A 25,607-nucleotide genomic window follows, 5' to 3' on the forward strand; every position below is an offset into this window, starting at 1 on the left:
CAAAGGTGCAGATCAGGATTTGGATGAGTCCTGCGGTCCCTGAGTCACCACCTCGAGCTGTTTCTCCAGCTGCTGAACCCGTCTGGCCAGGGTATCGAGTTGACGAATGCGCGCCGCACTCTTCTTCCATTCCGCCGCCGGCTGCATCGCTGTTCCCGAGGAATAGGCGCCGGGCTCGGTAATGGAGCGCGTCACCATGGTCATGCCGCTGACGAACACATTATCACAGACCTCAATATGCCCGACCATCCCCACGCCGCCGGCGATCATGCAGTGCTTGCCAATGCGGGTACTACCGGAAATCCCGACACAGGCCGCCATTGCCGTGTGGTCGCCAATCTGCACGTTATGCGCAATCTGGATCTGATTATCCAGCTTGACGCCATTACCAATCAGAGTATCGGCCAGCGCGCCGCGATCAATCGTGGTATTGGCACCAATTTCCACATCATCACCGACGCGAACACCGCCGATCTGGGCAATCTTCTGCCATTGCCCACCGGCATTGGCGAAACCGAAACCCTCGGAACCTATGACCGCACCAGACTGCACCACTACCCGCTCGCCGATGACCACATCGTGATACAGGGTCACCCGCGGTGCCAGCCAACCACCAGCGCCGATCTGTGAACGCGCGCCAACAAAGCACTGCGCGCCAATAGTCACATCGGCGCCGACGCGCGCGCCGGACTCGATTACTGCACCCGGCCCAATGCTGGCGGTCGGATCAATCTCTGCGTCCTCTGCCACCACTGCAGAGGCATGAACCCCGGCAACAGGGATGGGCTTGCGATCAAACTGGTGGGAAATCCGGGCGTAGCTCAGATAGGGATCTTTCACTACCAGCGCATTACCCGCGAAACCTTCGGCATCCGCCTCGGTAAGCAGCACCGCGCCAGCGCGGGTGTCGGCGAGAAATTTGCGGTATTGGCTATTGGCGAGAAAGGCCAGTTGCTGCGGCTCGGCGTCCTGCAACGTGGCCAGACCAGTGATCAACTGGTCGGGATTACCAACCAGACGCGCGCCGAGCTTTTCAGCCAGGCGCGCGAGTGTGAAGCTGAGATTGCCGGTCATGGCAATATGTCAGCGACTGCTGTTCAGGCGTTCAATAACCTGACGGGTAATGTCGAACTGCGGCTTGACCTCAACCACGCCACCACGATCGAGCACCAGGTCGTAGTTTCCGCTTTTGAGAATGCCTTCTACCGCCGCGTCCAGCTTGGGCTTGAGTGCCTCCAGCATCTCACGATCGGACAACGCCTTGGCTTCGTTCAGTTCCTTGGACTGCACCTGGAACTCCCGCGCCTTCTGGCGGAATTCAAGCTCCAGCTTCTCGCGTTCGCTCTGGTTCAGCTGAGTACCGTCACGCTGCAGGCGCTCCTGCAAACGCTTGGCTTCGGCTTCCAGGTTTTTCAGGCGCTGCAGCTGAGCACCAAACTTCTTTTCGGCATCAACGGAGTATTTCTTGGCTGCATCCGACTCAAGCAGCGCCATCTGATAGTCCAGAACTGCAATCTTCATTTCGGCAGCGGCCTCGAAACTGACCAGCGCCAGCAGCGACAATACTGTCACGCGAATAAACTTACCCACTCTAATACTCCCGATTGCACATCGTTGATTGTCTGGAATCAGAACGTCTGACCCAGAGTGAACTGGAACACCTGTGTATCATCTTCAGACTGGCTGTTCAAAGGCATGCCCAGGCTGAAGCCCAGCGGACCCAATGCTGTCAGCCAAGACAGGCCAACACCCACACTGTAACGCAGGTCAGCCAGCTCGACATCACCACAGCCGGGGTTGTCCTCGCCGTTGTTGAGCGTGGTATTGGAACAGTAGGTATCGTAAACGTTGCCCACATCCAGGAACAGTACCGTGCGCAGCGAGCGCTGATCTTTTACGAAGGGCGCGGGGAAAATTATCTCGGCGCCACCAGTCATCTTGATGTTACCGCCAAAAGGCAATTGATCCTGATCCGGGTCAGTGGTGGCCGGCGTGCTCTTGGGACCCAGGGTGCTGTCCTCATAGCCACGCACCGAACCTATGCCGCCAGCATAGTAATGCTCGTAGAAGGGCATTTGATCGGTTGAGCCAAACGCCTTGCCGAAGCCCAGATCGGTATGCAAACGCAGTGTCAGATCGTCGCTCAGGGCGAAGAAGCGCTGCGCGCGGTAGTCCAGCGTGTAGAAGCTCAGATCGCTACCCGGGATGGATATATCGAATCCCAGGTTCTGCGAATAACCTCGATCCGGAAACACACCGCGATTAAGCGTGGTCTGCGACCAGGAGCTGTTGAAGAAGAAGTTGGTAAAGCTGTCGCCCTCGTTATCAATGAAGTTGACAATCTCCTGCACGGTGTAGGTGCCGGTCTTGAGCTCATCGCGCTGCGCGCTCAGGCCAAAGGAAACGCGCGAATTGTCGCTGATCGGGTAGCCCAGATTGAAGCCGCCACCGAAGGAGTCGACCGCGTAGCTGGAAATATCAACGTTCAGTTCGTCATAGTCGGTCGTGCGATAAAAAGCATTGTAGCCCAGGCTGATGCCGTCCACGGTGAAGTAGGGATCCATGAACCCATAGGACAACGAGGTCTGGTAGTCGGAACGGTTGGCGCCGATGCTCACGCGATTACCGGTACCGAAGAAGTTGTTCTGGCTGATGGAGCCGCCAAGGATAATACCCGAGCTCTGCGAGAAACCCAGGCTGGCGGTAACCGAACCCGATGGCTGTTCTTCGACCGAATAATTGACGTCAACCATGTCTTCAGCGCCCGGCACAGGTACAGTCTCGACGTTGACTTCCTTGAAATAACCGAGGCGTTCGAGCCGGGTTTTGGATTCGTCGATCAGATAGGTGGACGCCCAGCCGGCTTCCATCTGACGCATTTCGCGGCGCAGCACCTGATCATCGGTCTTGGTGTTGCCGCGGAAGTTGATGCGATTGACGTAGGCGCGCTTGCCTGGATCCACGTAGAAGGTCACCGATACGGTTTTGTCATCTTCGTGAATTTCAGGAATACCGTTGACGTTGGCAAAGGTATAACCCTCGTTACCCAGGCGGCGACTGATCAGATCCGAGGTTGAGGTCATCACCTGGCGCGAAAATACCTGCTGCGGCTCAATCAGCATCAGCCGCTTGATTTCGGCCTCACCTACCACCAGATCACCCGACAGACGCACGTCGCGGATGGTATAGCGGTCGCCTTCATTGATGTTGACTGTAATGTAGACGTGCTTCTTGTCCGGCGTGATGGATACCTGAGTAGAGGCTACATCCATGTTGATGTAGCCACGATCAAGGTAGTAGGAACGCAGACGCTCCAGGTCCCCGGCCAGTTTTTCGCGCGAATACTTGTCGTCACTACGCAGGAAAGAGAGCCAGCCGGACGTCTTGAGCTCAAACAGATCTACCAGGTCCTGGGTCTCATAAACGGTGTTGCCTACCACGTTGATATGGGCAATGGAGGCAATTGAGCCTTCATCCACGACAATTTTCAGCGCCACGCGGTTGCGCGGCTCCGGGATGACTTCGGCTTCGATATCGGCCGAATAACGGCCTTGGGACACATACTGGCGCAGCAACTCGTTACGCACACCCTCCAGCGTGGCACGCTGGAAAATCTCGCCTTCGGAGAGGCCCGCAGCGCTTAGCCCCTTGAGCAGATCTTCGCTCTTGATTGCCTTGTTGCCTTCAAGTTCGATGGAAGAAATCGACGGCCGCTCGACTACGTTGATCACCAGTACATCACCATCGCGACCAAGCTGGATGTCCTGAAAGAAGCCGGTGCGAAACAGCGCCCGAGTGGCTTCGACCAGTTCCTGATCATCCACCTGATCGCCAATATTCAGCGGCAAGGCGCCAAACACACTGCCGGCGGAGACCCGTTGCAACCCATTGACGCGGATATCGGAGATCTGGAAGGCGTCGGCAAAAGCGCCCGGCGCCAGAAGTATCAGAAGAAGCGCAGGCAATAGGTAACGTTTCATGAAGTCCGTTCTGAATAGCTGGTTAAAATCGTACTGCCGATACAGGCAGCTCGTGTTCAGGCAGTCTTGCTGTCAATCAACCGCCAAGGCGGCTTATATCGTTATAAATGGCAAACAGCATAACCCCGACGATCAGGCTAAGACCAATTTGCAGCCCCCAGGTTTGAATACGCTCGGAAAGCGGCTTACCCCGAACCCATTCGGCCAGGTAGTACACCAGATGGCCACCATCAAGCACCGGCACCGGCAGCAGATTCAATACGCCCAGACTGATACTCAGATAGGCGATGAAGCTGAGAAAGCTCTCCAGGCCAGACTTGGCTGAAGCGCCCGCCACTTTAGCAATGGTTATCGGGCCGCTCAAGTTTTTTGCCGAGACCAGCCCGGTCACCATCTTTTTCAACGAATCCAGGGTCAGCGCCGTCATGCTCCAGGTTTTCTGTAGCGCAACCGGCACGGCCATCAGTGGATTGTGGTGAATTTCCCGCACCATGTCCGCAGGCCATTCGAAGGCATCCACGCCGGCACCAACGTAACCGACAACCACATCGTTCTGCGCTTTGGCCGCAGGCGTCAGCGTTAGTTCCAACTCGCGCTCATCGCGTTCGACAAGCAGCTGCAAAGGCTTCTGCGCGCTGGCCTGAATCGCCGGCACCACTTCACTTACCCAATCCGTCACTGGCCGACCATCAACCGCCAGAATCAGATCACCTGCCTGCAACCCGGCCCGGGCAGCCGCACCTTCGGGCTCCACCTGGCGAATGTGCGGCGCCACCTGCGGCTGCCAACTGGTTATCCCCAGTGCGCCCATGGGATCGGGCTCTTCGGCGCCCTTGAGCCAGCTATCGAGTTGCACGGAATAGGTCTGGGTGCTGCCGCCTGCGCGCTCGCGCGCCTGAACTTGCAGCACGCCGGTCTCACCCAGGCGGCGTATCAGTTGCAGATTGACATCGTGCCAACTTGGCGTTGACTCGCCATCAATCGCGATCAGTTCGAGGTTCTGGTGCAGTCCAGCGCGCGCTGCCGGAGTATCCGCAGCAACCGGACCCAGCACCGGCACAACGGTGGTAACACCCAGCACGGCGATCAGCCAGAACGCGGCAATCGCCAGCAGAAAATTGGCAATCGGGCCGGCTGCCACTATGGCTATGCGCTGCCCTACCGGCTTGCGATTGAATGCCTGGTCCAGCTCCGCAGGCGGCACCGGCGCCTCACGCTCGTCAAGCATCTTGACGTAGCCGCCAAGGGGGATGGCGGCAATGGCATATTCGGTTCCCCTCCGGTCATGCCAGGTGTAAAGAGCAGGACCAAAGCCAATCGAGAATCGCAGCACCTTGACGCCGCAACGCCTGGCCACCCAAAAATGGCCGTATTCGTGAATGGTGACCAGCAGGCCAAGGGCAACTACCGTGGCCAACAGGGTAAACAGCAGTTCCATTCAGCGGGACCTCATTTGATTTCGGAACGAAAAACGACGAACGCGCATCAGCTGCGCCGAGCCAGCCACTTTTCAGCCTGCGTGCGCGCACGTTGGTCGGCCAGCAAGATGTGGTCCAGATCCTGGACCTGCTCACTGGTTATCGTACTGAGCGTGTGCTCGATCATAACAGGGATATCGGTGAAGCTCATACGTCCAGCGAGAAAGGCCGCTACCGCCACTTCATTGGCGGCGTTCAGAATGGCACAGGCAGTGCCGCCGGCCGAGGCCGCCTGGCGCGCCAGTTGCAGGCAGGGGAAGCGCAGATTGTCGGGGGCGTGAAAATCCAGGCGCCCCACAGCCAGCAAATCCAGCGCAGCAACACCGGAATTAATGCGACGCGGCCACGCCAGGGCGTGGGCGATCGGCGTACGCATGTCCGGGTTGCCTAACTGCGCCAACACCGAACCATCCACGTAATCCACCAGCGAGTGCACTACGCTCTGCGGATGTATCACCACCTCAACCTGATCGGGCCGCGCGTCGAACAGCCAACAGGCCTCGATCAACTCGAGGCCCTTGTTCATCATGCTGGCGGAATCGACGGAAATTTTCTGCCCCATCGACCAGTTGGGATGAGCGCAGGCCTGGGACGGGGTAACACTTGCCAATTGCTCAACGCTGAATTCACGAAAAGGACCGCCGGAAGCCGTCAACAGAATACGGCGCACGCCCACGCGCGCCAGCCCATCGGCATAGTTCCCGGGCATACACTGGAATATCGCGTTGTGTTCGCTGTCAATGGGGAGCAACTGCGCGCCTGAGTCACGCACCGCCTGCATGAACAGGGCCCCGGACATGACCAGCGCTTCCTTGTTGGCCAGCAACACGCGCTTGCCAGCGCGGACAGCTGCCAGCGTCGGCCGTAGCCCAGCCGCGCCGACTATGGCGGCCATCACGACATCAACCTCGGCATCTGCTGCCACTTGCTCCAGCGCCGCAGCGCCATGAAGAACCTGGGTCTGCAGCTTCTGCTCGTGCAAACGGGCCTGCAAGGCGACGGCCTGCCCGGCGTTGGCGACAACGGCAAAAGCGGGTTTATGCAGCAGGCACTGCTCAGCCAGCACGTCCATCCGGCTATGTCCGGTCAGCGCATGGATCTGATACTGGTCGGCGTGCCGGGCAATAACGTCAAGCGTACTGACTCCGATAGAACCCGTCGCGCCTAGTACGCTAACCCGCGAAAGCGTCACTCCAGATAGCTCCCGATCAGCAGCCAGCAAGCCACGAATACCGGAATGGCCGCTGTCAGACTGTCGATGCGATCCAGCACGCCGCCGTGGCCGGGCAGCAGATTGCTGCTGTCCTTGAGCCCCTCCTCTCGCTTGAACAGACTCTCGGTCAGATCACCCACCACGGAGAACAGCACCACCAAGGCCGCGCCAAGCGCGCCCAGCAGCATAGCCACAGGCCCCCAACCCAGATAGAGCATGGTGGCAAAGGCCAGCAACTCACTGACCAGCAAACCGCCGAGCAGACCTTCACGGGTCTTGCCTGGGCTCACATTGGGCATGAGCTTGGTGCGCCCAAACTGCTTGCCGGCAAAATAGGCGCCGATATCTGCCGCCCAGACCAGAATGAGCAAGGCAAAGATCAGCCAGAGACCCTCTGCCTGCGCCCGCAACCAGACCAGCCCGGCCCAAGCGGGCAGGAGGATCAGCAGGCCAAATACCTGGCGCAGAAAGCTGCCTTTCCAGATACCACTGCCAGCGGGATAGCGCACTACCATGAGCGCAGCAAACAACCACCACACCAGAGCGGGTATGAGGTAATAGATCACCGGCCATTGATCGCGGTACAGACCCACCATGAACAGGCCCAGCGTCAGGGCATAGACCACCCGCCCGCTCTGCCGGGTTTCACCGCACAGCCGAGCCCACTCCCAGGCGCCCACGGCCACCACCGCGCCAATAAAGAACGCAAACCAGGCACCCTGTAGCAGCACGAAGCCGGCAATCGCCAGGGGAGCCAGAATCACCGCTGTAATAACCCGCTGTTTAAGCATCAGGACTCCGCCGCAATCTGTTCGCTGGTTTTGCCGAAACGGCGCTGTCGGCAGGCGAAATCGGCCAGCGCAGCGCGCAGGGCCTCCTGCTTGAAATCAGGCCAGAACAGGTCGGAAAAATAGAATTCGGAATAGGCGAACTGCCACAGCAGGAAGTTGCTGACGCGCTTTTCACCACCGGTTCGAATGCACAGATCAGGCAAAGGCAGATTGGCAGTAGACAGCCGCGCCTCGATCGCCTGCTCGTTGATACTGGCGGCGGCGCGCGCACCGCTCGCCACTTCTGCAGCCAACTGGCGTGCAGCCTGGGCGATATCCCACTGCCCGCCATAGTTCGCCGCCACCACCAGCGTCAGCCGCCCACCGCCCGCTGTATGCTCTTCAGCCTGCAGCATGGCCTGCTGCAGCTCAGGCGCAAAGCGGCTGCGATCGCCGATGATCTGCAAGCGCACCCCATTCTCCTGCAGCTTGCGCACTTCACGCCGCAGCGCACCTAGAAACAGCTCCATCAACGCCCCGACTTCGTCCTCCGGGCGCCGCCAATTCTCACTGGAGAAGGCAAACAGGGTGAGCACTTCGACACCCTCTTCGATGCATACCTCGATCATCGCCTTGACGGCATCGACGCCGGCCTTGTGGCCAGCGACGCCAGGCAAGAAGCGCTTGCGCGCCCAGCGATTGTTGCCATCCATGATGATGGCAAGGTGACGGGGAACTACGGCTTGAGCGCCGGTGATGCTTTTATTGTTCATGCCAGGCTCGCGCAACGGTTGGCCATTAGATGGCCATCAGGTCAGTTTCCTTGGCTTCCAGAGCCTTGTCGACTTCGGCGATGAACTTGTCGGTCAGCTTCTGTACGTCATCGGCTGCACGGCGTTCTTCGTCTTCACTGATTGCCTTTTCCTTCTGCAGATCCTTCAATTGGCTCAAGGCATCACGGCGGATGTTACGTACCGCTACCCGGGCGTTTTCCGCTTCGGAGCGCGCCTGCTTGGTGTAGCCCTTGCGGGTCTCTTCGGTCAGCGCGGGCATGGGTACACGGATGGTGGTGCCGGCAGTGGCTGGATTGAGCCCCAGATCCGAAGTCATGATCGCCTTCTCGACCGCCTGAATCAGGCTCCGGTCAAAGACGCTCAGCGCCAGGGTACGAGAATCTTCGACGTTCACGTTCGCCACCTGACGCAGTGGTGTATCAGCGCCATAGCAATTCACCATCACACTATCCAGAATGCTCGGGTGGGCACGGCCGGTGCGGATCTTGGCAAAAGCATGACCCAGCGACTCTACCGACTTGCCCATGCGCTCCTGCGCATCCTTCTTGATTTCGTTGATCATTTCTCAACCCTCGATCAATGTTCCTTCGGCGCTGCCCACTACCGCATTCAGCAACGCCCCTGGCTTGTTCATGTTAAACACCCGCAAAGGCATCTTGTGGTCGCGAATCAGACAGATCGCGGTGAGGTCCATCACTTCCAGCTTCAGATCCAGCACCTGATCATAGCTCAGGCTGTCGAAACGCTCGGCGTTGGGATCCTTCATCGGGTCGGCGTTATAGACGCCATCTACCTTGGTGGCCTTGAGAACCAGATCTGCATCTACCTCGATGCCACGCAAACAGGCAGCGGTATCAGTAGTGAAGAACGGGTTGCCGGTCCCGGCGGAGAATATTACCACGTCACCTCCGGCGAGGTAGCGCATCGCCTTGCGGCGGTCGTAATGCTCGGTCACGCCTTCCATGGTAATGGCCGACATGACGCGAGTCTGAATATTGGAGCGCTCAAGCGAGTCGCGCATGGCCAGGCCGTTCATCACGGTGGCCAGCATACCCATGTGGTCACCAGTCACACGATCCATGCCGGCACTATGCAGCGCGGCGCCGCGAAACAGGTTACCGCCACCAATAACCAGACCAATCTGCACCCCAATGCCGATCAACTGGCCTATTTCCAACGACATGCGATCGAGCACTTTGGGATCGATGCCGAAGCCCTCGGTTCCCATCAGGGCTTCGCCGCTGAGCTTGAGAAGAATGCGTTTGTACTTGGGTTGGCGGCTGCTGGGCACCTGGGCCATGCTTGACTCTCCTGCGCTGGAATGGAGAAACACTCAACAAGTCCCACCTGACAACGGCGGCGGCCACTTGTTCAGTATTTCTTGAAAAAGAGGCTTCACGCCTGCGCGGGAAGCCTCTTCGGTCAACCTGTTCGCAGCAACCCTGGGACTAATCCTAAGCCTAGCCCTGGGGCTGCTGCGGTGCACTGGTCAGGGTGCACTATATCCTACTTACTGCTTGGAAGCGGCCAGCTGTGCAGCCACCTCGGCAGCGAAGTCGACTTCGGCACGCTCGATGCCCTCGCCCACTTCAAAACGAACGAAGGACAGCACTTCTGCGCCGGCCTTCTTGGCCAGATCGCCGACCTTGACTTCAGGGTCCTTGATGAAGGCCTGCTCAACCAGACTGCCTTCGGCCAGGAACTTGTTGATGCGACCCTTGACCATGTTCTCGACGATGTTGTCCGGCTTGCCGGCAATCTTGTCGGCGTTCAGTGCCAGGAAAATTTCCTTTTCCTTGGCAATGGCGTCTTCGGATACCTGAGAGGGATCGAGGAATTGCGGGTTGCTGGCGGCAACGTGCATGGCGATATCGCGAGCCAGCTCTTCACTGCCACCCTTGAGGGTAACCACAACACCGATGCGGTGACCGTGCAGGTAGGCGCCCACAACATCACCTTCAACGCGGGTCAGGCGACGGATGTTGACGTTCTCGCCGGTTTTGGCAACCAGAGCTTCGCGGGCAGATTCCTGCTCGGCAATCAGCGGCGCAGCGTCGGTATAACCAGCAGCGAAAGCCTTGTCCAGGCTGGCAGCAACAAAACCCTTGAAGTCTTCCTGCAGAGCCAGGAAGTCGGTCTGGGAGTTGACTTCGATAATGACGGCTGACTTCTTGTCATCGGCGACCTTGGCCGCGATGGCGCCTTCAGCAGCGATGTTGCCGGCTTTCTTGGCAGCCTTGATGGCGCCGGAAGCGCGCATGTCGTCAATCGCCTTTTCAATGTCGCCTTCAGCGGCAACCAGTGCTTTCTTGCACTCCATCATGCCCTGGCCAGTGCGCTCGCGCAGTTCTTTGACCATGGCTGCAGAAATCTGTGACATGAAATAATCCTCTAGATTACTTTGACTGTGGGTGGCCCGCAGGAATAAACAGGGCCGCCATATCATGTTGCTTTCAGGATATTGCAAAAAGGGGGCATAGCCCCCTTTTTTACGGCATGAAAATCGCCGCCTGCACCTTAGCCTTCGGAGGCTTCCGGCGCAGCTTCTTCAACAAACTCGTCAGCACCGCCGGCGTTGTTCTTGCCGCGCAGAACTGCATCGGCAACGGCAGCTGCGTACAGCTTGATGGCGCGGATGGCGTCGTCGTTACCGGGAATAACGTAATCGATGCCATCAGGGCTGCTGTTGGTGTCAACGATGCCGATGACCGGGATACCCAGCTTGTTGGCTTCAGTGATGGCAATGCGCTCGTGCTCAACATCGATCACGAACAGGGCGTCAGGCAGGCCGCCCATGTCCTTGATACCACCCAGACCACGATCCAGCTTCTCCAGATCGCGTGTGCGCATCAGCGCTTCTTTCTTGGTCAGCTTGGCAAAAGTACCGTCCTGAGCCTGAACTTCCAGGTCACGCAGACGCTTGATCGACTGGCGGATGGTCTTGTAGTTGGTGAGCATGCCACCCAACCAGCGATGATCAACATAGGGCTGACCGGCGCGAGCGGCTTCATCAGCAATGATCTTGCTGGCAGCGCGCTTGGTGCCGACAAACAGAACCTTGTTCTTGCCAGCGGCCAGTTTCTCCACGAAGCTCAGGGCGTCGTGGAACATCGGCATGGTTTTTTCAAGGTTGATGATGTGGATCTTGTTACGAGCGCCGAAAATGAACTTGCCCATTTTCGGGTTCCAGTAACGGGTCTGGTGGCCGAAGTGCGCACCGGCCTTCAGCATGTCACGCATAGAAACTTGGGTCATGATAACTCCAGTATGTCGGGTTTGGCCTCCACGCATCCCAATGTCCAACCCCGAAGGGCACCCAGGACACCGTGACGATACGTGTGCGGATTTAAGGTTCACCTGAGCCAGCAGAAAACACCCCGGAAAACCGGTCTTTGCTCAGGCGCGGCGCTTTATACCATATATGGAGTTGCGAATAAAGTTCTGCCGACCATAGACTGCTCTGCACAGCGGCTCAACAGCCGCGCCGAGGTCTGATAGAATCCTCTGTTTGTCACTTTCGCCTGCTGGCGTTCAATCAAGAGAATCCTGTCATGACCGTATCCATCAAGACCCCGGAAGACATTGCCGGCATGCGCGTAGCCGGACGCCTGGCGGCTGAGGTGCTGGAGATGATCGGCGAACACGTCAAGCCTGGCGTCACCACCGACGAGCTGGACCGCATTTGCCACAACCATATAGTCAATGTTCAACAGGCCATTCCGGCGCCTCTGAACTACGGCGGCGCGCCGGGCCGGATGCCTTTTCCCAAGTCGATCTGCACTTCGATCAATCATGTGGTCTGTCACGGCATACCCAATGACAAGCCGCTGAAGAATGGCGATGCGCTGAATATCGACGTGACTGTTATCAAGGACGGTTACCACGGCGACACCAGCAAGATGTTCATTGTCGGCGAAGCGCCGGAATGGGTGGAGCGCCTGGCGCGCATCACCCAGGAATGTCTGTATAAAGGTATCTCGGTGGTTCGCCCCGGCGCACGCCTGGGCGATATTGGCCAGATCATTCAGGACCACGCCCACGCCAACCATTACAGCGTGGTGCGCGAGTATTGCGGACACGGCATCGGCAAGGTATTCCACGAAGAGCCTCAGGTATTGCACTATGGCCGCGCCGGCACTGGCATGGAGCTGAAGGAAGGCATGACCTTCACGATCGAGCCGATGATCAACCAGGGCCGGGCCGAAACCCGCCTGCTGGGGGACAACTGGACGGCCATCACCAAGGACCGCAAGCTGTCAGCGCAGTGGGAGCACACCATTCTGGTCACCGCAGACGGCTATGAAGTACTCACCCGCCGCAGCGAAGAATCCTTTCAATAGCAGTAGCAGGCAGTCACTGCCCCAGGATGTAGACGATGGATAACGCGCTTTTCGATCCCGGTCAGTTTCAGGCGGAGCTGGCCATCAAGAGCAGTCCGATCGGCGCCTTCAAGAAGGCTATCAGGCACGCCGACGGCGTGCTGCAAAGCCGTTTTGAAGGCGGGCACGATATCCGTCAGCTGATCCACGAGCGCGCCTGGTTCACCGATCAGATATTGCAGCAGGCCTGGGCTCGCCTCGATTGCGCGCAGGATCCGGGCATCGCGCTGCTGGCGGTAGGCGGCTATGGCCGCGGCGAACTGCATCCGCATTCGGATATCGACCTGCTGATTCTCGTACGCGATGAGGCCGAGCACTTTCGCGCCTCGATCGAAGCCTTCCTGATGCTGCTCTGGGACATTGGCCTGGAAGTGGGCCAGAGCGTGCGCTCGGTGCTGGAATGCCAACAGGAAGCCCGCGCCGATCTGACCGTGATCACCAACCTCATGGAATCCCGCACCCTGGCTGGCGACGAAGCGCTGCGTCAGGCCATGCTGGGCGCTATCGGCACCGAGCACATGTGGAGCGACGCCGAGTTCTTTCGCGCCAAGCGTGCCGAGCAGCAGGCGCGCCATGCCAAGTTCAACGATACCGAGTACAACCTTGAACCCAATGTGAAAAGCTCCCCCGGTGGCCTGCGTGACATTCAGACCATTGCCTGGGTAGCGTTGCGCCATTTCGGCACCAATGACTTGCGCAAGCTGGTGGATCAGGGCTTTTTGAACGAGCCCGAGTACGGCATCCTCACCGCCGGCCGCGATTTTCTCTGGAAGGTGCGCTTCGCCCTGCACAACCTCTCCGGCCGCGCCGAAGACCGCCTGTTGTTTGATCACCAACGCGCCCTGGCGAAGATGCTGGGCTACGAAGGTAACGACAGCAAGCTGGCGGTCGAGCGCTTCATGCAGAAGTACTACCGGGTAGTGATGTCGCTCTCCGAGCTGAATGACCTGCTGATGCAGCACTTTGAAGAAATACTGCTGCGTGATGCCGAAGCGGCGGATATCCGTCCGCTGAACAGTCGCTTTCAGATCCGCAATCATTACATCGAAGTTACCAACCCCAACGTCTTCAAGCGCACGCCCTTCGCCATTCTGGAGATCTTCGTACTGATGGCGCAGCACCCCGAGATCCGGGGCGTACGCGCCGACAGCATTCGCCTGCTGCGCGATCACCGGCGCCTGATCGACGAAGAGTTTCGCAGCGACATTCGCAATACCAGCCTGTTTATCGAGCTGTTTCGCTGCAAGGAAGGCATACATCGCAATCTGCGGCGCATGAACCGCTACGGCATTCTTGGCCGCTATCTGCCCGAATTCGGCAAGATCGTCGGCCAGATGCAGCATGACCTCTTCCACATCTACACCGTGGATGCGCACACGCTGAATCTGATCAAGCACCTGCGCAAGCTGAGCTGGCCCGAATACCAGGACCGCTATCCGCTCGCCTGGCGCATCTTCTGCCGCCTGCCCAAACCCGACCTGCTGTATATCGCCGGGCTGTACCACGACATCGCCAAGGGCCGCGGCGGCGACCATTCCGAGCTCGGCGCAGTAGACGCCGAGCTGTTCTGCAGCCGTCACCATCTACCGGCCTGGGATACTCACCTGATCGCCTGGCTGGTCGAGAACCACCTGGTGATGTCGACCACCGCCCAGCGCAAGGACATTTCCGACCCGCTGGTGATTCACGACTTCGCCGTACAAATGGGCAATCAGGTACGTCTCGACTACCTCTACGTGCTGACCATCGCCGACATCAACGCCACCAACCCGACGCTGTGGAACTCCTGGCGCGCCTCGCTGCTGCGCCAGCTGTATACCGAAACCAAGCGGGCGCTGCGCCGTGGCCTGGATAACCCGCCGGACCGCGATGAGCATATTCGTCAGACGCAGCAGGCCGCGCTGGACATTCTGGTACGCAACGGCATCGAGGAAGAGGACGCCGAAGCGCTCTGGTCCGAGCTGGGGGACGACTATTTCCTGCGTCATACCGCCAGCGACGTAGCCTGGCACACCGAAGCCATAGTGCAGCACAGCAGCCGCCAGGGCCCGCTGGTGCTGATCAAGGAAACCGCGCAGCGCGAATTCGAGGGTGCGACCCAGATCTTCATCTATACACCCGAGCAGAACGACCTGTTTGCGGCAACGGTATCGGCGATGGATCAACTCAACCTGAGTATTCAGGATGCGCGCATCATCACCTCGACCAGCCAGTTCAGCCTCGACACCTACATCGTGCTCGACTCCGACGGCGGCTCCATCGGTGACAACCCCGAGCGTATCCGCCAGATCAAGGACGAGCTGATCGAGGCGCTGTCCGATCCCGACGCCTTCCCGACCATCATTCAGCGCCGGGTGCCGCGCCAGCTCAAGCACTTTGCCTTTGCTCCCGAGGTCACCATTTTCAACGACCCCAACGGCCAGCACACGATTCTGGAACTGAGCGCGCCCGACCGTCCGGGACTGCTGGCGCGCATGGGCCGCATCCTGCTGGACTTCGACATCAGCGTGCAGAACGCCAAGATCGTTACCCTGGGCGAGCGCGTGGACGACGTGTTCGTGCTGACTGACGCCGACAACCAGGCGCTCTCCGACCCGGCCCTGTGCGAACGCCTGCAGCAGACCATCATCGACACTTTGAGCAGTACCCAGCCAACCGAGCAGGCGTACAGCAGCCCGATTGCCATTGGCCCCTGAGGATTGTGAATGAATAGCGACCTGCAACGCCTGCAGCCCTACCCCTTTGAGAAGCTGCGCGCGCTGATAGCGGAGGTAACACCCAACCCGTCCCTGCGGCCGATTTCACTGTCGATCGGCGAGCCCAAGCACCCGTCCCCGCCTTTCGTGCTGGAGGCCTTGGCGGGCAACCTGGATCAGGCAGCGGTCTACCCCACGACTCAGGGCAAGCCCGAGCTGCGCCAAGGTATTGCCGACTGGCTGACCCGGCGCTTCGATCTCAAACCCGGCAGCCTGGACATCGGCGGCAACATCATCCCGGTCAACGGCACTCGCGAGGCGCTGTTTTCCTTCACCCAGGCACTGGTGCAGCGCGATCCGCAGGGTCTGGTAGTCAGCCCCAATCCCTTCTATCAGATCTATGAAGGCGCTGCGTTCCTCGCCGGCGTTGAACCGCATTACCTGGCCTGTGATGCCAGCAATGGCTTTATTCCGGACTTCGGCGCGGTGCCGGCCGATATCTGGCAGCGCTGCCAGTTGCTGTTCATCTGCACGCCGGGTAACCCGACGGGCTCGGTGATCCCGCTGAACACCCTGCAGCAGCTTATCAAGCTGGCCGACGAGCATGACTTCGTGATCGCCTCGGACGAGTGCTACAGCGAAATCTATGCCCCCGCAGGCCCCGCCCCGGTCGGCTTGCTGCAGGCCTGCGCTGCCTTGGGTCGCGACGACTACGCGCGCTGCGTGGTATTCCACAGCCTGTCCAAGCGCTCCAACTTGCCTGGCCTGCGCTCGGGCTTTGTCGCCGGTGATGCGAGCCTGCTTGCACCGTACCTGCAATACCGCACCTACCACGGTTGCGCGATGCCCGTGCAGAGCCAGCTGGCCAGCCTCGCCGCCTGGCAGGACGAGTCCCACGTGGCCGACAACCGCGAGCAGTACCAGGCCAAGTTCGATGCCGTGCTGGCGATTCTCGAACCGGTGATGGACGTGCAACGTCCCGATGCCGGCTTCTATTTATGGCCGGTTACACCCATTGCCGATGACCTGTTCACCCAGCGCCTGTTGGCCGAACAGAACGTCGCCGTGGTGCCTGGACGTTACCTCTCGCGGGAGATTGATGGTTATAATCCCGGCGCCGGACGGGTTCGCATGGCTTTGGTCGCTCCGCTGAACGACTGCATCGAAGCCGCCGAGCGCATCCGCGACTTCATCAAGGGCCTGTAAAACGTGATCACCCTTTATGGCATAAAAGCCTGCGACACCATGAAAAAGGCCCGCACCTGGCTGGATGAACATGGCGTGGATTACGCCTTTCACGACTACAAGAAGGAAAGTATCGACGCCGTGCACTTGCGCGCCTGGTGCACAGAGCATGGCTGGGAAACCCTGCTCAACCGCAAGGGCACGACCTTTCGCAAGCTGGACGACGCAGACAAGAAAGACATCGACACCGACAAGGCCATTGCCCTGATGCAGGCCAACCCTTCGATGATCAAAAGACCGGTACTGGATACCGGCTCACAGCGCCTGGTCGGCTTCAAGCCGGAGTGGTATGCCAGCGCGTTCGACACCAATGCATAGCATCAAAGGAACAACCCCATGAGCGAATGTTTCAGCCTGGCCTTTGGCATCGGCACCCAGAACAGCGCCGGCAACTGGCTTGAGGTTTTCTACCCCCAGCCGCTGCTGAATCCCGATAGCGCCCTGATCAAGGTAGTCAGCGAGCAGCTTGGCTATAACGAAGGCAATCAGGCCATCAACTTTGCCGCCAGCCAGTGCGCCACCCTTGCCGATGCACTCAGTGCTGCCGGTTTCGCCGAAGCGGGCGCCCTGGTCGCGCAAATGGCCAACAGCACCCGACCACTGGTCGCCACCGTGCTGGCCACCGACGAAGCACCTGCCTCGACGCCTGAGGCTTACCTCAAGCTGCACCTGCTCTCGCACCGCCTGGTCAAGCCGCACGGCGTGGTACTGGCCGGCATCTTCCCGCTGCTGCCGAACGTTGCCTGGACGACCCAGGGCGCCATCGACATCAACGAACTGCCGCAGCGCCAGATGGCCGCCCGCATGCAGGGTGAGTCACTGGTGGTGCACAGCATCGACAAATTCCCGTCGATGACCGATTACGTCGTCCCTGCCGGTATCCGCATCGCTGATACCGCCCGTGTTCGCCTGGGCGCCTACGTCGGCGAAGGCACAACCGTCATGCATGAAGGTTTCATCAACTTCAACGCCGGTACCGCGGGCACCAGCATGGTCGAAGGTCGCATCTCTGCCGGTGTCTTCGTCGGCAAGGGTTCCGACCTGGGCGGCGGCTGCTCTACCATGGGCACCCTGTCCGGTGGCGGCAACATCGTGATTTCGGTCGGCGAAGGCTGCCTGATCGGCGCCAACGCCGGTATCGGCATTCCGCTGGGCGACCGCTGCACGGTGGAAGCCGGTCTGTACATCACCGCCGGCATCAAGGTCACTCTGCTGGATGACGCCGACAACCTGGTAGAGATCGTCAAGGCACGCGATCTGGCCAACCAGTCCGACCTGCTGTTCCGCCGCAACTCGCAGACCGGTGCCATCGAGTGCAAGACCAACAAGAGCGCGATTCAGCTCAATGATATGTTGCATGCACATAACTGAGCTTCGCTCGGTTATGTGAGCTGCAAGCGGCAAGCTTCAAGCGGCAAGCAGTGATGTGAGAGGCCCGTTCCGGTTATCGGTTCGGGCCTTTTTCGTAGCTGCAAGCTGCATGCTTCAAGCTTCAAGCTTCAAGCTGATTGTGCACGCGGAAACCGATACGCTCGCCCGAGAGCTGGTTTTGTCTCCGGAGCGTCACGCGTCCGTGGTTTTGCTTTTGCTTTTGCTTTTGCTTGTAGCTTGTAGCTTGTAGCTTGTAGCTTGTAGCTTGTAGCTTGTAGCTTGAAGCTTGTAGCTTGCGGCTTGCGGCTTGCGGCTTGCGGCTTGCGGCTTGCGGCTTGCGGCTTGCGGCTTGCGGCTCGCCTGCTGCGCTAGCGCAGCAGGCGCTGCACCGCCTGTGCGGCGGCGACCATCCCGAAGGTAGCGGTGACCATGGTGACGGCGCCGAAGCCGCCGGCGCAGTCCAGGCGTACGCCTTCGCCGACGAAGGTTTTCTGCTGACACACCGAGCCATCGGGCATGGGATAACGCAGCTGTTCCTTTGAATACACGCAAGGCACGCCGAAGCTGCGCTTGCTGTCGGCCTTGGGAAAGTTGTGATCGCGGCGCAGCTGCGAGCGCGCCTTGGCGGCCAGCGGGTCGTTGACGGTTTTCGACAGGTCGGACACCGTCACCTGGGTGGGGTCGATCTGTCCACCAGCGCCGCCGGTGGTGATAATCGCAATCTTGCGGCGGCGGCACCAGGCAATCAGGGCGACCTTGGCCTTGATACTGTCGATGCAATCAATCACACAATCCACATCCTCGGTCACATATTCAGCCAGATTCGCCGGGCCGATGAAGTCCAGCACCGGATTGACGCTGCACTGAGGATTGATAGCGCGCAAGCGCTCGGCCATCACCTCGACCTTAGGTTTGCCGATATTGCCATCCATGGCCGGCACCTGCCGGTTGATGTTGCTGACGCAAACTTCATCCAGATCGACCAGACTGATGCGGCCCACGCCAGTCCGCCCCAGGGCTTCAACCACCCAGCTACCTACCCCGCCAACGCCCACTACCATCACGTGGCTGGCCTGCAGGCGCGCCAGCGCCTCAACGCCATACAGGCGCGCTATGCCACCAAAACGCGGATCATCAACTGTTGTCATCGGTCCCCCTGCCATCAAGCTGGCAAGTATATCAGTGAGTAGCCTGTTCGCATTGCGGCGCTGCTGCTCAATAAACACCCACTTGCGGCCAGCACAGGGCAGCTATGCGCTGGCGACAGCTATCCTTGGGTTATCCACAGATTAATCCACGGGTTCTGTGCACAAGCCACAAAGGCGCTTGGCGTGGATTGTGGCTTGCTACCTGTGGGAGAATCGGCGCCCATTACCAGGGAATATCCCATGCCGCGCAAAACCAGCCCCAAGGCGTCGACCAAATCCGGTCTGCATCCACGCAACCGCCACCAGGGTCACTATGATTTTACCGCCCTGAGTAGCGCCAACCCCGCGCTACGCGCCTATCTCGTGGACTCGCCCGCCGGTGGCAAAACCCTCGACTTTGCCAATCCGGATGCGGTCAAGGCGCTGAACGGCGCTCTGCTGAAACTGCAATACCGCGTACGTGAATGGGACATCCCGCCAGGCTATCTCTGCCCGCCCGTGCCAGGCCGCGCCGATTACCTGCATACCCTGGCAGACCTGCTGGGCGAGAGCCATGACGGCAAGATACCCACAGGCAGGAAAATACTGGGCCTGGACCTGGGTACAGGCGCCAACCTGATCTATCCGTTGATTGGCGGCCACGAATACGGCTGGAGTTTTGTCGGCAGCGACATTGACCAGACTGCCCTGGACAATGCCGAGCGTCTGCTCGATGCCAACCCCGACTGCGCCCAACGCATCAGCCTGCGTCTGCAACCGCGCAGCGATCAGATATTCCACCAAATCATCAAAGCCGGCGAACAATACGATTTCACCCTCTGCAATCCGCCTTTCCACGCCAGCGCCGAAGCTGCCAGGGCCGCCAATCAGCGCAAGTGGCAGCAATTGGACAAGCAAGCCGAAAGCAGGGCCGGCACGCTGAATTTTGGCGGCCAGGCCAATGAGCTGCATTGTGCAGGAGGCGAGGCAGGCTTTCTGTCGCGCATGGCCGGCGAAAGTGCCGATTTTGGCCAGCAGGTATTCTGGTTCAGCAGCCTGGTTTCCAATGCTGATAGCCTCAAGCAGCTACCGCAACAGCTGCGCGAGCTGGGCGCGACCGATGTGCGGGTGCTCGACATGGCGCAGGGACAGAAGCGCAGCCGCCTGCTGGCCTGGACCTTCCTAGACAAGAAGCAGCGTCGTGCCTGGCGCAAGGCGCGTTGGCCCGCAGCCAGCAAACCGGCCTGAATTTTCGTCATCCACCACAGACAACTGCTGGACAGCGCTCTGGCCCGGCAGCCCACTCTGATATCATGTGCGCCAGACACACCACCAACGAAGCGAGCCATGACCGAGCTATCCCCCACCCTCACCCTTGCCTGCGATTTGATCTCGCGCAACTCCACCACGCCGGAAGATGCTGACTGCCAGCAATTGATGGGCGAGCGCCTGGCTGCGGTCGGGTTCAAGCTGGAGCAGCTCAATTTTGGTGAGGTGGACAATCTCTGGGCACGCCGCGGTGAGCAGAGCCCGGTGCTCTGTTTTGCCGGCCATACCGACGTAGTGCCCACCGGCCCGCTGGAAAACTGGGACCAGCCACCGTTCGAGCCCATCGTACGCGACGGCATGCTGCTGGGGCGTGGCGCGGCCGACATGAAAGGCAGCTTGGCGGCCATGGTGGTAGCGGCTGAACGCTTTGTCAGCAAGCACCCGAACCATCGCGGCTCCATTGCCTTTCTGATTACCAGTGACGAAGAGGGGCCCGCAACCGAGGGCACCGTCAAGGTCGTGGAGACGCTGGTCGAGCGCGGCGAGAAGGTTGACTGGTGCATCGTCGGCGAACCCTCGAGCACCGAGCTGGTGGGCGATGTGGTGAAGAACGGCCGCCGCGGCTCACTGAACGCCCGGCTGGTGGTCAAGGGCAAACAGGGCCACGTGGCCTACCCGCACCTGGCGCGCAACCCGATTCACCTGGCGGCACCGGCATTGGCTGCGCTGGCGGCGGAAGTGTGGGATGCGGGCAACGACTTCTTCCCGCCGACCAGTTTCCAGATTTCCAACATCCACTCCGGCACAGGCGCGACCAATGTGGTGCCCGGCGAGTTGGAGGCGCTGATCAATTTCCGCTTCTCTACCGAGTCTACCGTCGAGGGCTTGCAGGCGCGCGTGCGCCATCTGCTGGACCAGCACGGACTGGAGTACGAACTGCACTGGACCGTCTCCGGTCTGCCCTTCCTGACCGAACCCGGCGCTCTGCTGGATGGCGTGGCGGCGGCTATTCGTCAGGTAACCGGACGGGAAACCCAGCCGTCAACCTCAGGCGGCACCTCGGATGGTCGTTTCATCGCCACCATGGGGACTCAGGTGGTGGAACTGGGGCCGGTCAACGCGACCATTCACCAGATCAACGAATGCATCAAGGCCGCCGACCTGGATATTCTCACGGATATCTACGAAGCCACACTGGTGCGGTTGCTGGCCTGATGATCGAGCTTATCTGTCCGCATTGCCGCGCTGCACTGGAACCCAATGACCGCAGTTGGAGCTGCGCCAACGGCCACAGCTACGATCAGGCGCGTCAGGGCTATCTCAATCTGCTGCTGGTGCAGCACAAGAACAGCAAACAGCCGGGTGATACGCCACAGATGCTGGCGCACCGTCAGGCGTTCCTTGATGCCGGGCATTATCAGCCGGTGAGCGATGCTATCAATGTGCTGCTGACGGAACCGGCGCCACAGAAGGTGCTCGATATGGGCTGCGGCGAAGGCTACTACAGCGCCCGCCTGGCCGCTGCCTTGCCGCAGGCCGACCTTGCCGGGCTCGACATCAGCAAGGACGCCATTCTCAAGGCCTGCCGTCGCAGCAAGACAATACAGTGGCTGGTCGCCTCCAGCGCGCGCTTGCCGGTGGCCGACCAGAGCCTGGACGCGGCGCTGTGCGTGTTCAGCCCCTGGTCGCCGGAAGAATGTGTGCGCACGCTGCGCACAGGCGGCCGTGTGCTCATCGTCGGCCCGCACGGCGATCACCTGCTGGCTTTGCGCCAGAAGCTCTACGACGAGGTACATCCAACTCCGGAGTTGATCAAGTCGCTGCCGGAGCAATTGCGCATCGTCTCGCAAACTACCCTGCGCTATGCTCTGCAGGTGCCCGCCGACGAACTGGGCAACCTGATCGGCATGACGCCCCACGGCTTTCGCAGCCAGCCGGAGCGCCAGCAGGCCATTTGCGCCAGCGGCGTCGAAGGGCTGGAAGTCGCTATGCAGATGGTGTTGCTGGAACGCCTATGACCAACGGATCAACCGCCCCACGAGGACGCATCGTGCGCCAACCCGATATCGAGATTTACCTGCGCGAAGACCATGTAAAGGACCTGCTCGCCTGGCTACCCGAGGCCATGGGCCCGGTGGTGCTCGACGAACCCAAGGGCAATAGCCGGCAGGGACTGATCCAGAGCCAGCCCCCGGTACCGCTGATGGTAGTGCGCAAGGCGGCGGGCAAGTGGACCAGCATCTGGTTCGACAGCGAGTCTACGCCCTGGGCAACCGACGCCGACTGCGCACGCGCCGTGCACGCCGCACTGGGGCATGAGGTACGCTGCTCGGTGGGTAGCTGGAATGAAACCGACGGCGAAGCCGATGCCGACCGATGGCTGAAAGTGAACGCTGAAGGTGAAAGCGAATTCGTCTGGGCTCTGTAGGCTCTACAGCTCCCATGATGATCGACCAATACCACTGGATAACCGTAGGCGGCAGCGTGCTGCTGGTTATCTGCGCCGTGGTGCTGCACTACGAAGTGCTGTCGCGCCTGCAAGCCTTCCTCGGCCGCACTCGTCTGTCAGAACGCCCGCGGATTCTCACCCTGATCTTTGTCCTGCTACTGGCCCACATCTGCGAGATATGGCTGTTCGGCGCAGGCGCGCTGCTGATGCTGGAGATACCCGAACTGGGCGGTATCGCCGGGCTGCCAAACCCAACCCTGTTTGAGACCGTATACCTTTCGGCGACTACCTACAGCACTCTGGGCTACGGCGATATCACTCCGGTCGGCAACATCCGTTTTTTGTACGGTACCGAGGCGCTGACGGGGCTGGTATTGATCACCTGGTCAGCCTCGCTGACCTTTCTGGAACTACAACGCCATTGGCGCGATCGCAGTGGAGACAGCGGCCAGACTTGAAAGTCTGCCCTCTGCCCCCACCCATGCCTTACTGCCCGCCCCCCTGAGAGCGCACCCGGAATGCTGATAACTTGCCCACATTGTCATCGAAAAAATCGCCTGGAGGCCGCACGCCTGAACGCCGCCCCCAACTGCGGTGCCTGTAAGCAAGCGCTGTTCACCGGCCTGCCATTGGCCCTGGATAATGGCAACTTTGCCAGGCACGCCGATAGCGACCTACCCCTGGTGGTGGATTTCTGGGCCGCCTGGTGTGGTCCTTGCCGTCAATTTGCTCCCGTCTTCGAGCAGGCTGCGAGCAAACTGGAACCACGCACGCGACTGGCCAAAGTAGATACCGAGGCGGCGCCGGAGCTCGCGGCGCGTTTCGCAATCCGCAGCATCCCGACCCTGCTGATAGTGCATCAGGGCAAGGAAATCGCCCGCCTCAATGGCGCTTTACCGGCGGCAGAATTCATGCGTTGGTTGCAGACAAACCTGCCCGCCGTGCCGGCCTAGCGTATCGCTGAAGGGGCGCCCAGCAGCGCCCATTCCTGCTCACTCCCCCGCAGCAACTCCAGCCCGCACCTGGACGGGCGAGCGCATTCAACGGCGCCGCGCGAGCGTGCCCAGCGCGCGAGGGCCGGTGAGCAGTAGAGCAATACCTGGCAATGCAGCGCGCAAAAGCGCCTGCGCAGAAACAACGCGTGGGCGGTATCGGCTTTCGGCAACTGCTCAAGCAGTTCAGCGAGCCTTGGCTCGGCCAGCATGCCGTCGCCCAGATCGAAACAACTCCAGCCAGAGGTCATCGCTGCTTCCCGCCACTGCCGCGCGACGCCCCGGCGCCGCAGTGGCCCGCTGCCGTACTATCAGTTGCTCGCCGGGCGAGCCACCACCCGGCCTGATTCAGAGCGCGGTCACATCGTCTGCCTGCAGGCCCTTCTGGCCCTGACTTACAGTGAATTCGACTGCCTGACCTTCGGTCAGCGTGCGATGACCGTCGCCTCTGATGGCTCTGAAATGGACAAACACATCCGGACCGGACTCACGCTGGATAAAGCCAAATCCCTTGGCATCGTTGAACCATTTGACGGTCCCCTGCTCACGCTCTGCCATTACCACTTCCTCACCCTACAGACTGAAATAAATTGCTGCGTTATTGGCAACATTCGCGGCCCGTTCGAGAGTGCGCGGTACGTGTGGATGGACGACGCATACCGCATTCCGACAGCCGTCTTTCGAGTCTAGCCAATGCTGAAAAGCGCGCAAGTAAAGGTGCCACCGATACCCACAGCGGCAGTTAGCACGGTGATAGCAAACCAGAGGAAGGAACGCGGGAGAACACTCAGAGTAACCGACCGGCGCAGTACGCCGGTCGACTCTCGGAGCGCTTATTGACCGGGCTGCTCCGGCATCGCCGCGTCCTGTTCCTGCGGCTGCAGGTCTGCAGCGCGCAACGCCAGCTGATCATGCTGCGCGACACTCAGCTGGTAGGCCCAGCGCGTATCGGCACGCACTGCAAGTGGCTGCTCCTCACTCTGCTGCAGCTTATCGATGGTCAGCCAGTACTGGCTATCGAGTTGGTACAGCGAAGCAGACAACTGAGCGCCTGACCAGGTTTCGAGCTGCATCGTCAGACTGGGTTGCGGCAACGTCAGCTCGCTGCGCAGGCTGACATCCTGAGCGCGCAGACTGGCCAATGCCAGCACCATGCTGTTGAGCTTGCGCTCCTGGCCCTGCGCTGACTCCTCGCCGGACAGGCGGAAGTTGTAAGCGCCCTGCTCGGCCTTGTCCAGCGCCAGCGTTTCGCCGTCCGCGTGTTGCCAATGTGCGCTGGCAATTTGCTCCAGCGGAATCTGGCTGACCTGCAGGTCGAGCCAGTCACGGCTGTTGACCGAGATATTCAATGGCCGATTGATCAGCAATACCTGGTCACTGTCGGCAAACCGCAGCAATTGTCCGTTGCCAACCTCATTGCCATAAAGCAGTCCCACACTCCTGTCGCCCGCGTCCAGCGTAACCTGCAGCACCGGCGGTTCGCTGTCAGGGCTCAGTCCAAGGCGCTGGTGATACTGCCGATTGCTGGTCTTTTGCTCCTGTACTTCGGCGCCGCGCAGGGCCAGTAACAACGCCGCCAGGCGCGGCTGCATCACCGGGAAGTTCTGGCTCTGCGCAACCAGCCACTGGCCGTCCTCGCGCACCAGGTGCACTTGCTGCTCACCCCTTTGCAGAATGATCGTCTGAGTAGCGGCTAGCGTATCCAGCTGCTGATCAGACAAGAGCTTATGGCTCTGCAAATCAGTCACTCTGTCCTCCTTGCGCGCCTGCAGCGCAACCACCAACAGAGCTACCGCGATCAGGGCGACTACCAGCATCAGTATCTTACGCATGGCATTTGCTCC

At 60.1% G+C, this 25,607-nt stretch carries 26 protein-coding genes; 11 read left to right on the plus strand and 15 right to left on the minus strand.

Translation table 11 applies throughout. The features are described from left to right. Positions 1–12: 12 nt before the first annotated feature. The 11 genes from lpxD to rpsB all read right to left on the minus strand — a co-directional run bounded on the left by lpxD (position 13) and on the right by rpsB (position 11,490). Positions 13–1,074, minus strand: coding sequence for a UDP-3-O-(3-hydroxymyristoyl)glucosamine N-acyltransferase (gene lpxD / locus V7756_RS07430; protein ID WP_335609518.1), 1,062 nt, complete (start codon positions 1,072–1,074; stop codon positions 13–15). Positions 1,075–1,083: 9 nt separating this feature from the next. Then, positions 1,084–1,521 (minus strand): OmpH family outer membrane protein, encoded by a 438-nt coding sequence (locus tag V7756_RS07435; RefSeq protein WP_442908976.1) that lies wholly within the window; start codon positions 1,519–1,521, stop codon positions 1,084–1,086. Positions 1,522–1,628: 107 nt separating this feature from the next. Next, on the minus strand, positions 1,629–3,980 hold the full coding sequence (gene bamA / locus V7756_RS07440; protein ID WP_335609520.1) for an outer membrane protein assembly factor BamA: 2,352 nt from the start codon (positions 3,978–3,980) through the stop codon (positions 1,629–1,631). Between the two features lie 76 nt (positions 3,981–4,056). After that, entirely contained in the window at positions 4,057–5,418 is a 1,362-nt protein-coding gene (gene rseP / locus V7756_RS07445; protein ID WP_335609521.1) for an RIP metalloprotease RseP, read from the minus strand. Positions 5,419–5,465: 47 nt separating this feature from the next. Further along, complete coding sequence (gene ispC / locus V7756_RS07450; RefSeq protein WP_335609522.1) at positions 5,466–6,650, minus strand: 1-deoxy-D-xylulose-5-phosphate reductoisomerase; 1,185 nt, start codon at positions 6,648–6,650, stop codon at positions 5,466–5,468. After that, positions 6,647–7,462, minus strand: coding sequence for a phosphatidate cytidylyltransferase (locus V7756_RS07455; RefSeq protein WP_335609523.1), 816 nt, complete (start codon positions 7,460–7,462; stop codon positions 6,647–6,649). Before V7756_RS07455 ends, ispC begins: the two co-directional genes overlap by 4 nt. After that, a complete protein-coding gene (gene uppS / locus V7756_RS07460; protein ID WP_335609524.1) occupies positions 7,462–8,214 on the minus strand; it encodes a polyprenyl diphosphate synthase in 753 nt (250 codons plus the stop codon). The genes V7756_RS07455 and uppS overlap by 1 nt, the downstream gene beginning before the upstream one ends. A gap of 25 nt (positions 8,215–8,239) precedes the next feature. Continuing rightward, positions 8,240–8,797, minus strand: coding sequence for a ribosome recycling factor (frr, locus tag V7756_RS07465; protein WP_335609525.1), 558 nt, complete (start codon positions 8,795–8,797; stop codon positions 8,240–8,242). Positions 8,798–8,800: 3 nt separating this feature from the next. Then, the gene (gene pyrH / locus V7756_RS07470) at positions 8,801–9,535 is read right to left on the minus strand and encodes a UMP kinase (protein WP_123888647.1); all 735 of its coding nucleotides are present in this window, start codon (positions 9,533–9,535) and stop codon (positions 8,801–8,803) included. Positions 9,536–9,745: 210 nt separating this feature from the next. After that, the gene (gene tsf / locus V7756_RS07475) at positions 9,746–10,615 is read right to left on the minus strand and encodes a translation elongation factor Ts (protein ID WP_335609526.1); all 870 of its coding nucleotides are present in this window, start codon (positions 10,613–10,615) and stop codon (positions 9,746–9,748) included. 137 nt (positions 10,616–10,752) lie between these two features. Continuing rightward, positions 10,753–11,490 carry a 30S ribosomal protein S2 gene (gene rpsB, locus V7756_RS07480; RefSeq protein ID WP_335609527.1) on the minus strand — a complete coding sequence of 246 codons (738 nt, stop codon included), beginning with the start codon at positions 11,488–11,490 and terminating at the stop codon, positions 10,753–10,755. A gap of 296 nt (positions 11,491–11,786) precedes the next feature. Here rpsB and map point away from each other — a divergent pair, with 296 nt between their 5' ends. Genes map through dapD form a run of 5 tightly spaced genes read left to right on the plus strand, consistent with a single transcriptional unit; the run spans position 11,787 to position 17,926 of the window. Continuing rightward, entirely contained in the window at positions 11,787–12,575 is a 789-nt protein-coding gene (map, locus tag V7756_RS07485) for a type I methionyl aminopeptidase (RefSeq protein WP_335609528.1), read from the plus strand. 35 nt (positions 12,576–12,610) lie between these two features. Continuing rightward, positions 12,611–15,310: a [protein-PII] uridylyltransferase gene (locus V7756_RS07490; RefSeq protein ID WP_335609529.1), complete on the plus strand. Its 2,700-nt coding sequence runs from the start codon at positions 12,611–12,613 to the stop codon at positions 15,308–15,310. A 9-nt stretch (positions 15,311–15,319) separates the two neighbouring features. Then, a complete protein-coding gene (gene dapC, locus V7756_RS07495) occupies positions 15,320–16,516 on the plus strand; it encodes a succinyldiaminopimelate transaminase (RefSeq protein ID WP_335609530.1) in 1,197 nt (398 codons plus the stop codon). Positions 16,517–16,519: 3 nt separating this feature from the next. Next, complete coding sequence (locus tag V7756_RS07500) at positions 16,520–16,873, plus strand: ArsC family reductase (RefSeq protein WP_335609531.1); 354 nt, start codon at positions 16,520–16,522, stop codon at positions 16,871–16,873. Between the two features lie 18 nt (positions 16,874–16,891). Continuing rightward, a complete protein-coding gene (gene dapD, locus V7756_RS07505; protein WP_335609532.1) occupies positions 16,892–17,926 on the plus strand; it encodes a 2,3,4,5-tetrahydropyridine-2,6-dicarboxylate N-succinyltransferase in 1,035 nt (344 codons plus the stop codon). A 368-nt stretch (positions 17,927–18,294) separates the two neighbouring features. Here the strand turns inward: dapD and tcdA are convergent, their stop codons facing one another. Then, positions 18,295–19,074 (minus strand): tRNA cyclic N6-threonylcarbamoyladenosine(37) synthase TcdA, encoded by a 780-nt coding sequence (gene tcdA, locus V7756_RS07510; RefSeq protein ID WP_335609533.1) that lies wholly within the window; start codon positions 19,072–19,074, stop codon positions 18,295–18,297. Positions 19,075–19,314: 240 nt separating this feature from the next. Between tcdA and rlmF the strand changes: the two genes are divergently transcribed. The 6 genes from rlmF to trxC all read left to right on the plus strand — a co-directional run bounded on the left by rlmF (position 19,315) and on the right by trxC (position 23,724). Next, the gene (gene rlmF, locus V7756_RS07515) at positions 19,315–20,301 is read left to right on the plus strand and encodes a 23S rRNA (adenine(1618)-N(6))-methyltransferase RlmF (RefSeq protein ID WP_335609534.1); all 987 of its coding nucleotides are present in this window, start codon (positions 19,315–19,317) and stop codon (positions 20,299–20,301) included. Positions 20,302–20,400: 99 nt separating this feature from the next. Further along, complete coding sequence (dapE, locus tag V7756_RS07520) at positions 20,401–21,537, plus strand: succinyl-diaminopimelate desuccinylase (protein WP_335609535.1); 1,137 nt, start codon at positions 20,401–20,403, stop codon at positions 21,535–21,537. Then, the gene (locus tag V7756_RS07525) at positions 21,537–22,340 is read left to right on the plus strand and encodes a putative RNA methyltransferase (protein WP_335609536.1); all 804 of its coding nucleotides are present in this window, start codon (positions 21,537–21,539) and stop codon (positions 22,338–22,340) included. Before dapE ends, V7756_RS07525 begins: the two co-directional genes overlap by 1 nt. Before the next feature lie 32 nt (positions 22,341–22,372). Further along, the gene (locus V7756_RS07530; protein ID WP_335609669.1) at positions 22,373–22,750 is read left to right on the plus strand and encodes a hypothetical protein; all 378 of its coding nucleotides are present in this window, start codon (positions 22,373–22,375) and stop codon (positions 22,748–22,750) included. Positions 22,751–22,764: 14 nt separating this feature from the next. After that, positions 22,765–23,229 carry a potassium channel family protein gene (locus tag V7756_RS07535; RefSeq protein WP_335609537.1) on the plus strand — a complete coding sequence of 155 codons (465 nt, stop codon included), beginning with the start codon at positions 22,765–22,767 and terminating at the stop codon, positions 23,227–23,229. Between the two features lie 60 nt (positions 23,230–23,289). After that, positions 23,290–23,724, plus strand: coding sequence for a thioredoxin TrxC (gene trxC / locus V7756_RS07540; protein WP_335609538.1), 435 nt, complete (start codon positions 23,290–23,292; stop codon positions 23,722–23,724). On the opposite strand, the gene V7756_RS07545 is transcribed toward trxC, so the two are convergent. The 3 genes from V7756_RS07545 to V7756_RS07555 form a co-directional block, all read right to left on the minus strand. Continuing rightward, positions 23,721–24,014: a hypothetical protein gene (locus V7756_RS07545; RefSeq protein ID WP_335609539.1), complete on the minus strand. Its 294-nt coding sequence runs from the start codon at positions 24,012–24,014 to the stop codon at positions 23,721–23,723. The two genes, trxC and V7756_RS07545, sit on opposite strands and share 4 nt — an antisense overlap. A 97-nt stretch (positions 24,015–24,111) precedes the next feature. Further along, positions 24,112–24,321, minus strand: coding sequence for a cold-shock protein (locus tag V7756_RS07550; RefSeq protein WP_335609540.1), 210 nt, complete (start codon positions 24,319–24,321; stop codon positions 24,112–24,114). A 275-nt stretch (positions 24,322–24,596) separates the two neighbouring features. Continuing rightward, positions 24,597–25,595, minus strand: a complete 999-nt coding sequence (locus tag V7756_RS07555; protein WP_335609541.1) for a DUF4340 domain-containing protein — start codon at positions 25,593–25,595, stop codon at positions 24,597–24,599. Between the last annotated feature and the right edge of the window lie 12 nt (positions 25,596–25,607).

Origin of the sequence: Halopseudomonas sp. (assembly GCF_036961105.1) — a bacterium.
In the GTDB taxonomy this organism is placed as follows: Bacteria; Pseudomonadota; Gammaproteobacteria; order Pseudomonadales; family Pseudomonadaceae; genus Halopseudomonas.

What these genes read in the sequence shown, in the direction of transcription:
- V7756_RS07490 (WP_335609529.1), top strand. Translation starts at nt 12,611, where the DNA reads ATGGATAACGCGCTTTTCGATCCCGGTCAGTTTCAGGCGGAGCTGGCC.
- trxC (WP_335609538.1), top strand. Translation starts at nt 23,290, where the DNA reads ATGCTGATAACTTGCCCACATTGTCATCGAAAAAATCGCCTGGAGGCC.
- tcdA (WP_335609533.1), bottom strand. Translation starts at nt 19,074, where the DNA reads ATGACAACAGTTGATGATCCGCGTTTTGGTGGCATAGCGCGCCTGTAT.
- frr (WP_335609525.1), bottom strand. Translation starts at nt 8,797, where the DNA reads ATGATCAACGAAATCAAGAAGGATGCGCAGGAGCGCATGGGCAAGTCG.
- dapC (WP_335609530.1), top strand. Translation starts at nt 15,320, where the DNA reads ATGAATAGCGACCTGCAACGCCTGCAGCCCTACCCCTTTGAGAAGCTG.
- lpxD (WP_335609518.1), bottom strand. Translation starts at nt 1,074, where the DNA reads ATGACCGGCAATCTCAGCTTCACACTCGCGCGCCTGGCTGAAAAGCTC.
- V7756_RS07555 (WP_335609541.1), bottom strand. Translation starts at nt 25,595, where the DNA reads ATGCGTAAGATACTGATGCTGGTAGTCGCCCTGATCGCGGTAGCTCTG.
- rpsB (WP_335609527.1), bottom strand. Translation starts at nt 11,490, where the DNA reads ATGACCCAAGTTTCTATGCGTGACATGCTGAAGGCCGGTGCGCACTTC.
- pyrH (WP_123888647.1), bottom strand. Translation starts at nt 9,535, where the DNA reads ATGGCCCAGGTGCCCAGCAGCCGCCAACCCAAGTACAAACGCATTCTT.
- dapD (WP_335609532.1), top strand. Translation starts at nt 16,892, where the DNA reads ATGAGCGAATGTTTCAGCCTGGCCTTTGGCATCGGCACCCAGAACAGC.
- bamA (WP_335609520.1), bottom strand. Translation starts at nt 3,980, where the DNA reads ATGAAACGTTACCTATTGCCTGCGCTTCTTCTGATACTTCTGGCGCCG.
- V7756_RS07435 (WP_442908976.1), bottom strand. Translation starts at nt 1,521, where the DNA reads ATGAAGATTGCAGTTCTGGACTATCAGATGGCGCTGCTTGAGTCGGAT.
- uppS (WP_335609524.1), bottom strand. Translation starts at nt 8,214, where the DNA reads ATGAACAATAAAAGCATCACCGGCGCTCAAGCCGTAGTTCCCCGTCAC.
- V7756_RS07550 (WP_335609540.1), bottom strand. Translation starts at nt 24,321, where the DNA reads ATGGCAGAGCGTGAGCAGGGGACCGTCAAATGGTTCAACGATGCCAAG.
- map (WP_335609528.1), top strand. Translation starts at nt 11,787, where the DNA reads ATGACCGTATCCATCAAGACCCCGGAAGACATTGCCGGCATGCGCGTA.
- V7756_RS07545 (WP_335609539.1), bottom strand. Translation starts at nt 24,014, where the DNA reads ATGACCTCTGGCTGGAGTTGTTTCGATCTGGGCGACGGCATGCTGGCC.
- V7756_RS07535 (WP_335609537.1), top strand. Translation starts at nt 22,765, where the DNA reads ATGATGATCGACCAATACCACTGGATAACCGTAGGCGGCAGCGTGCTG.
- V7756_RS07455 (WP_335609523.1), bottom strand. Translation starts at nt 7,462, where the DNA reads ATGCTTAAACAGCGGGTTATTACAGCGGTGATTCTGGCTCCCCTGGCG.
- V7756_RS07525 (WP_335609536.1), top strand. Translation starts at nt 21,537, where the DNA reads ATGATCGAGCTTATCTGTCCGCATTGCCGCGCTGCACTGGAACCCAAT.
- rseP (WP_335609521.1), bottom strand. Translation starts at nt 5,418, where the DNA reads ATGGAACTGCTGTTTACCCTGTTGGCCACGGTAGTTGCCCTTGGCCTG.
- rlmF (WP_335609534.1), top strand. Translation starts at nt 19,315, where the DNA reads ATGCCGCGCAAAACCAGCCCCAAGGCGTCGACCAAATCCGGTCTGCAT.
- dapE (WP_335609535.1), top strand. Translation starts at nt 20,401, where the DNA reads ATGACCGAGCTATCCCCCACCCTCACCCTTGCCTGCGATTTGATCTCG.
- tsf (WP_335609526.1), bottom strand. Translation starts at nt 10,615, where the DNA reads ATGTCACAGATTTCTGCAGCCATGGTCAAAGAACTGCGCGAGCGCACT.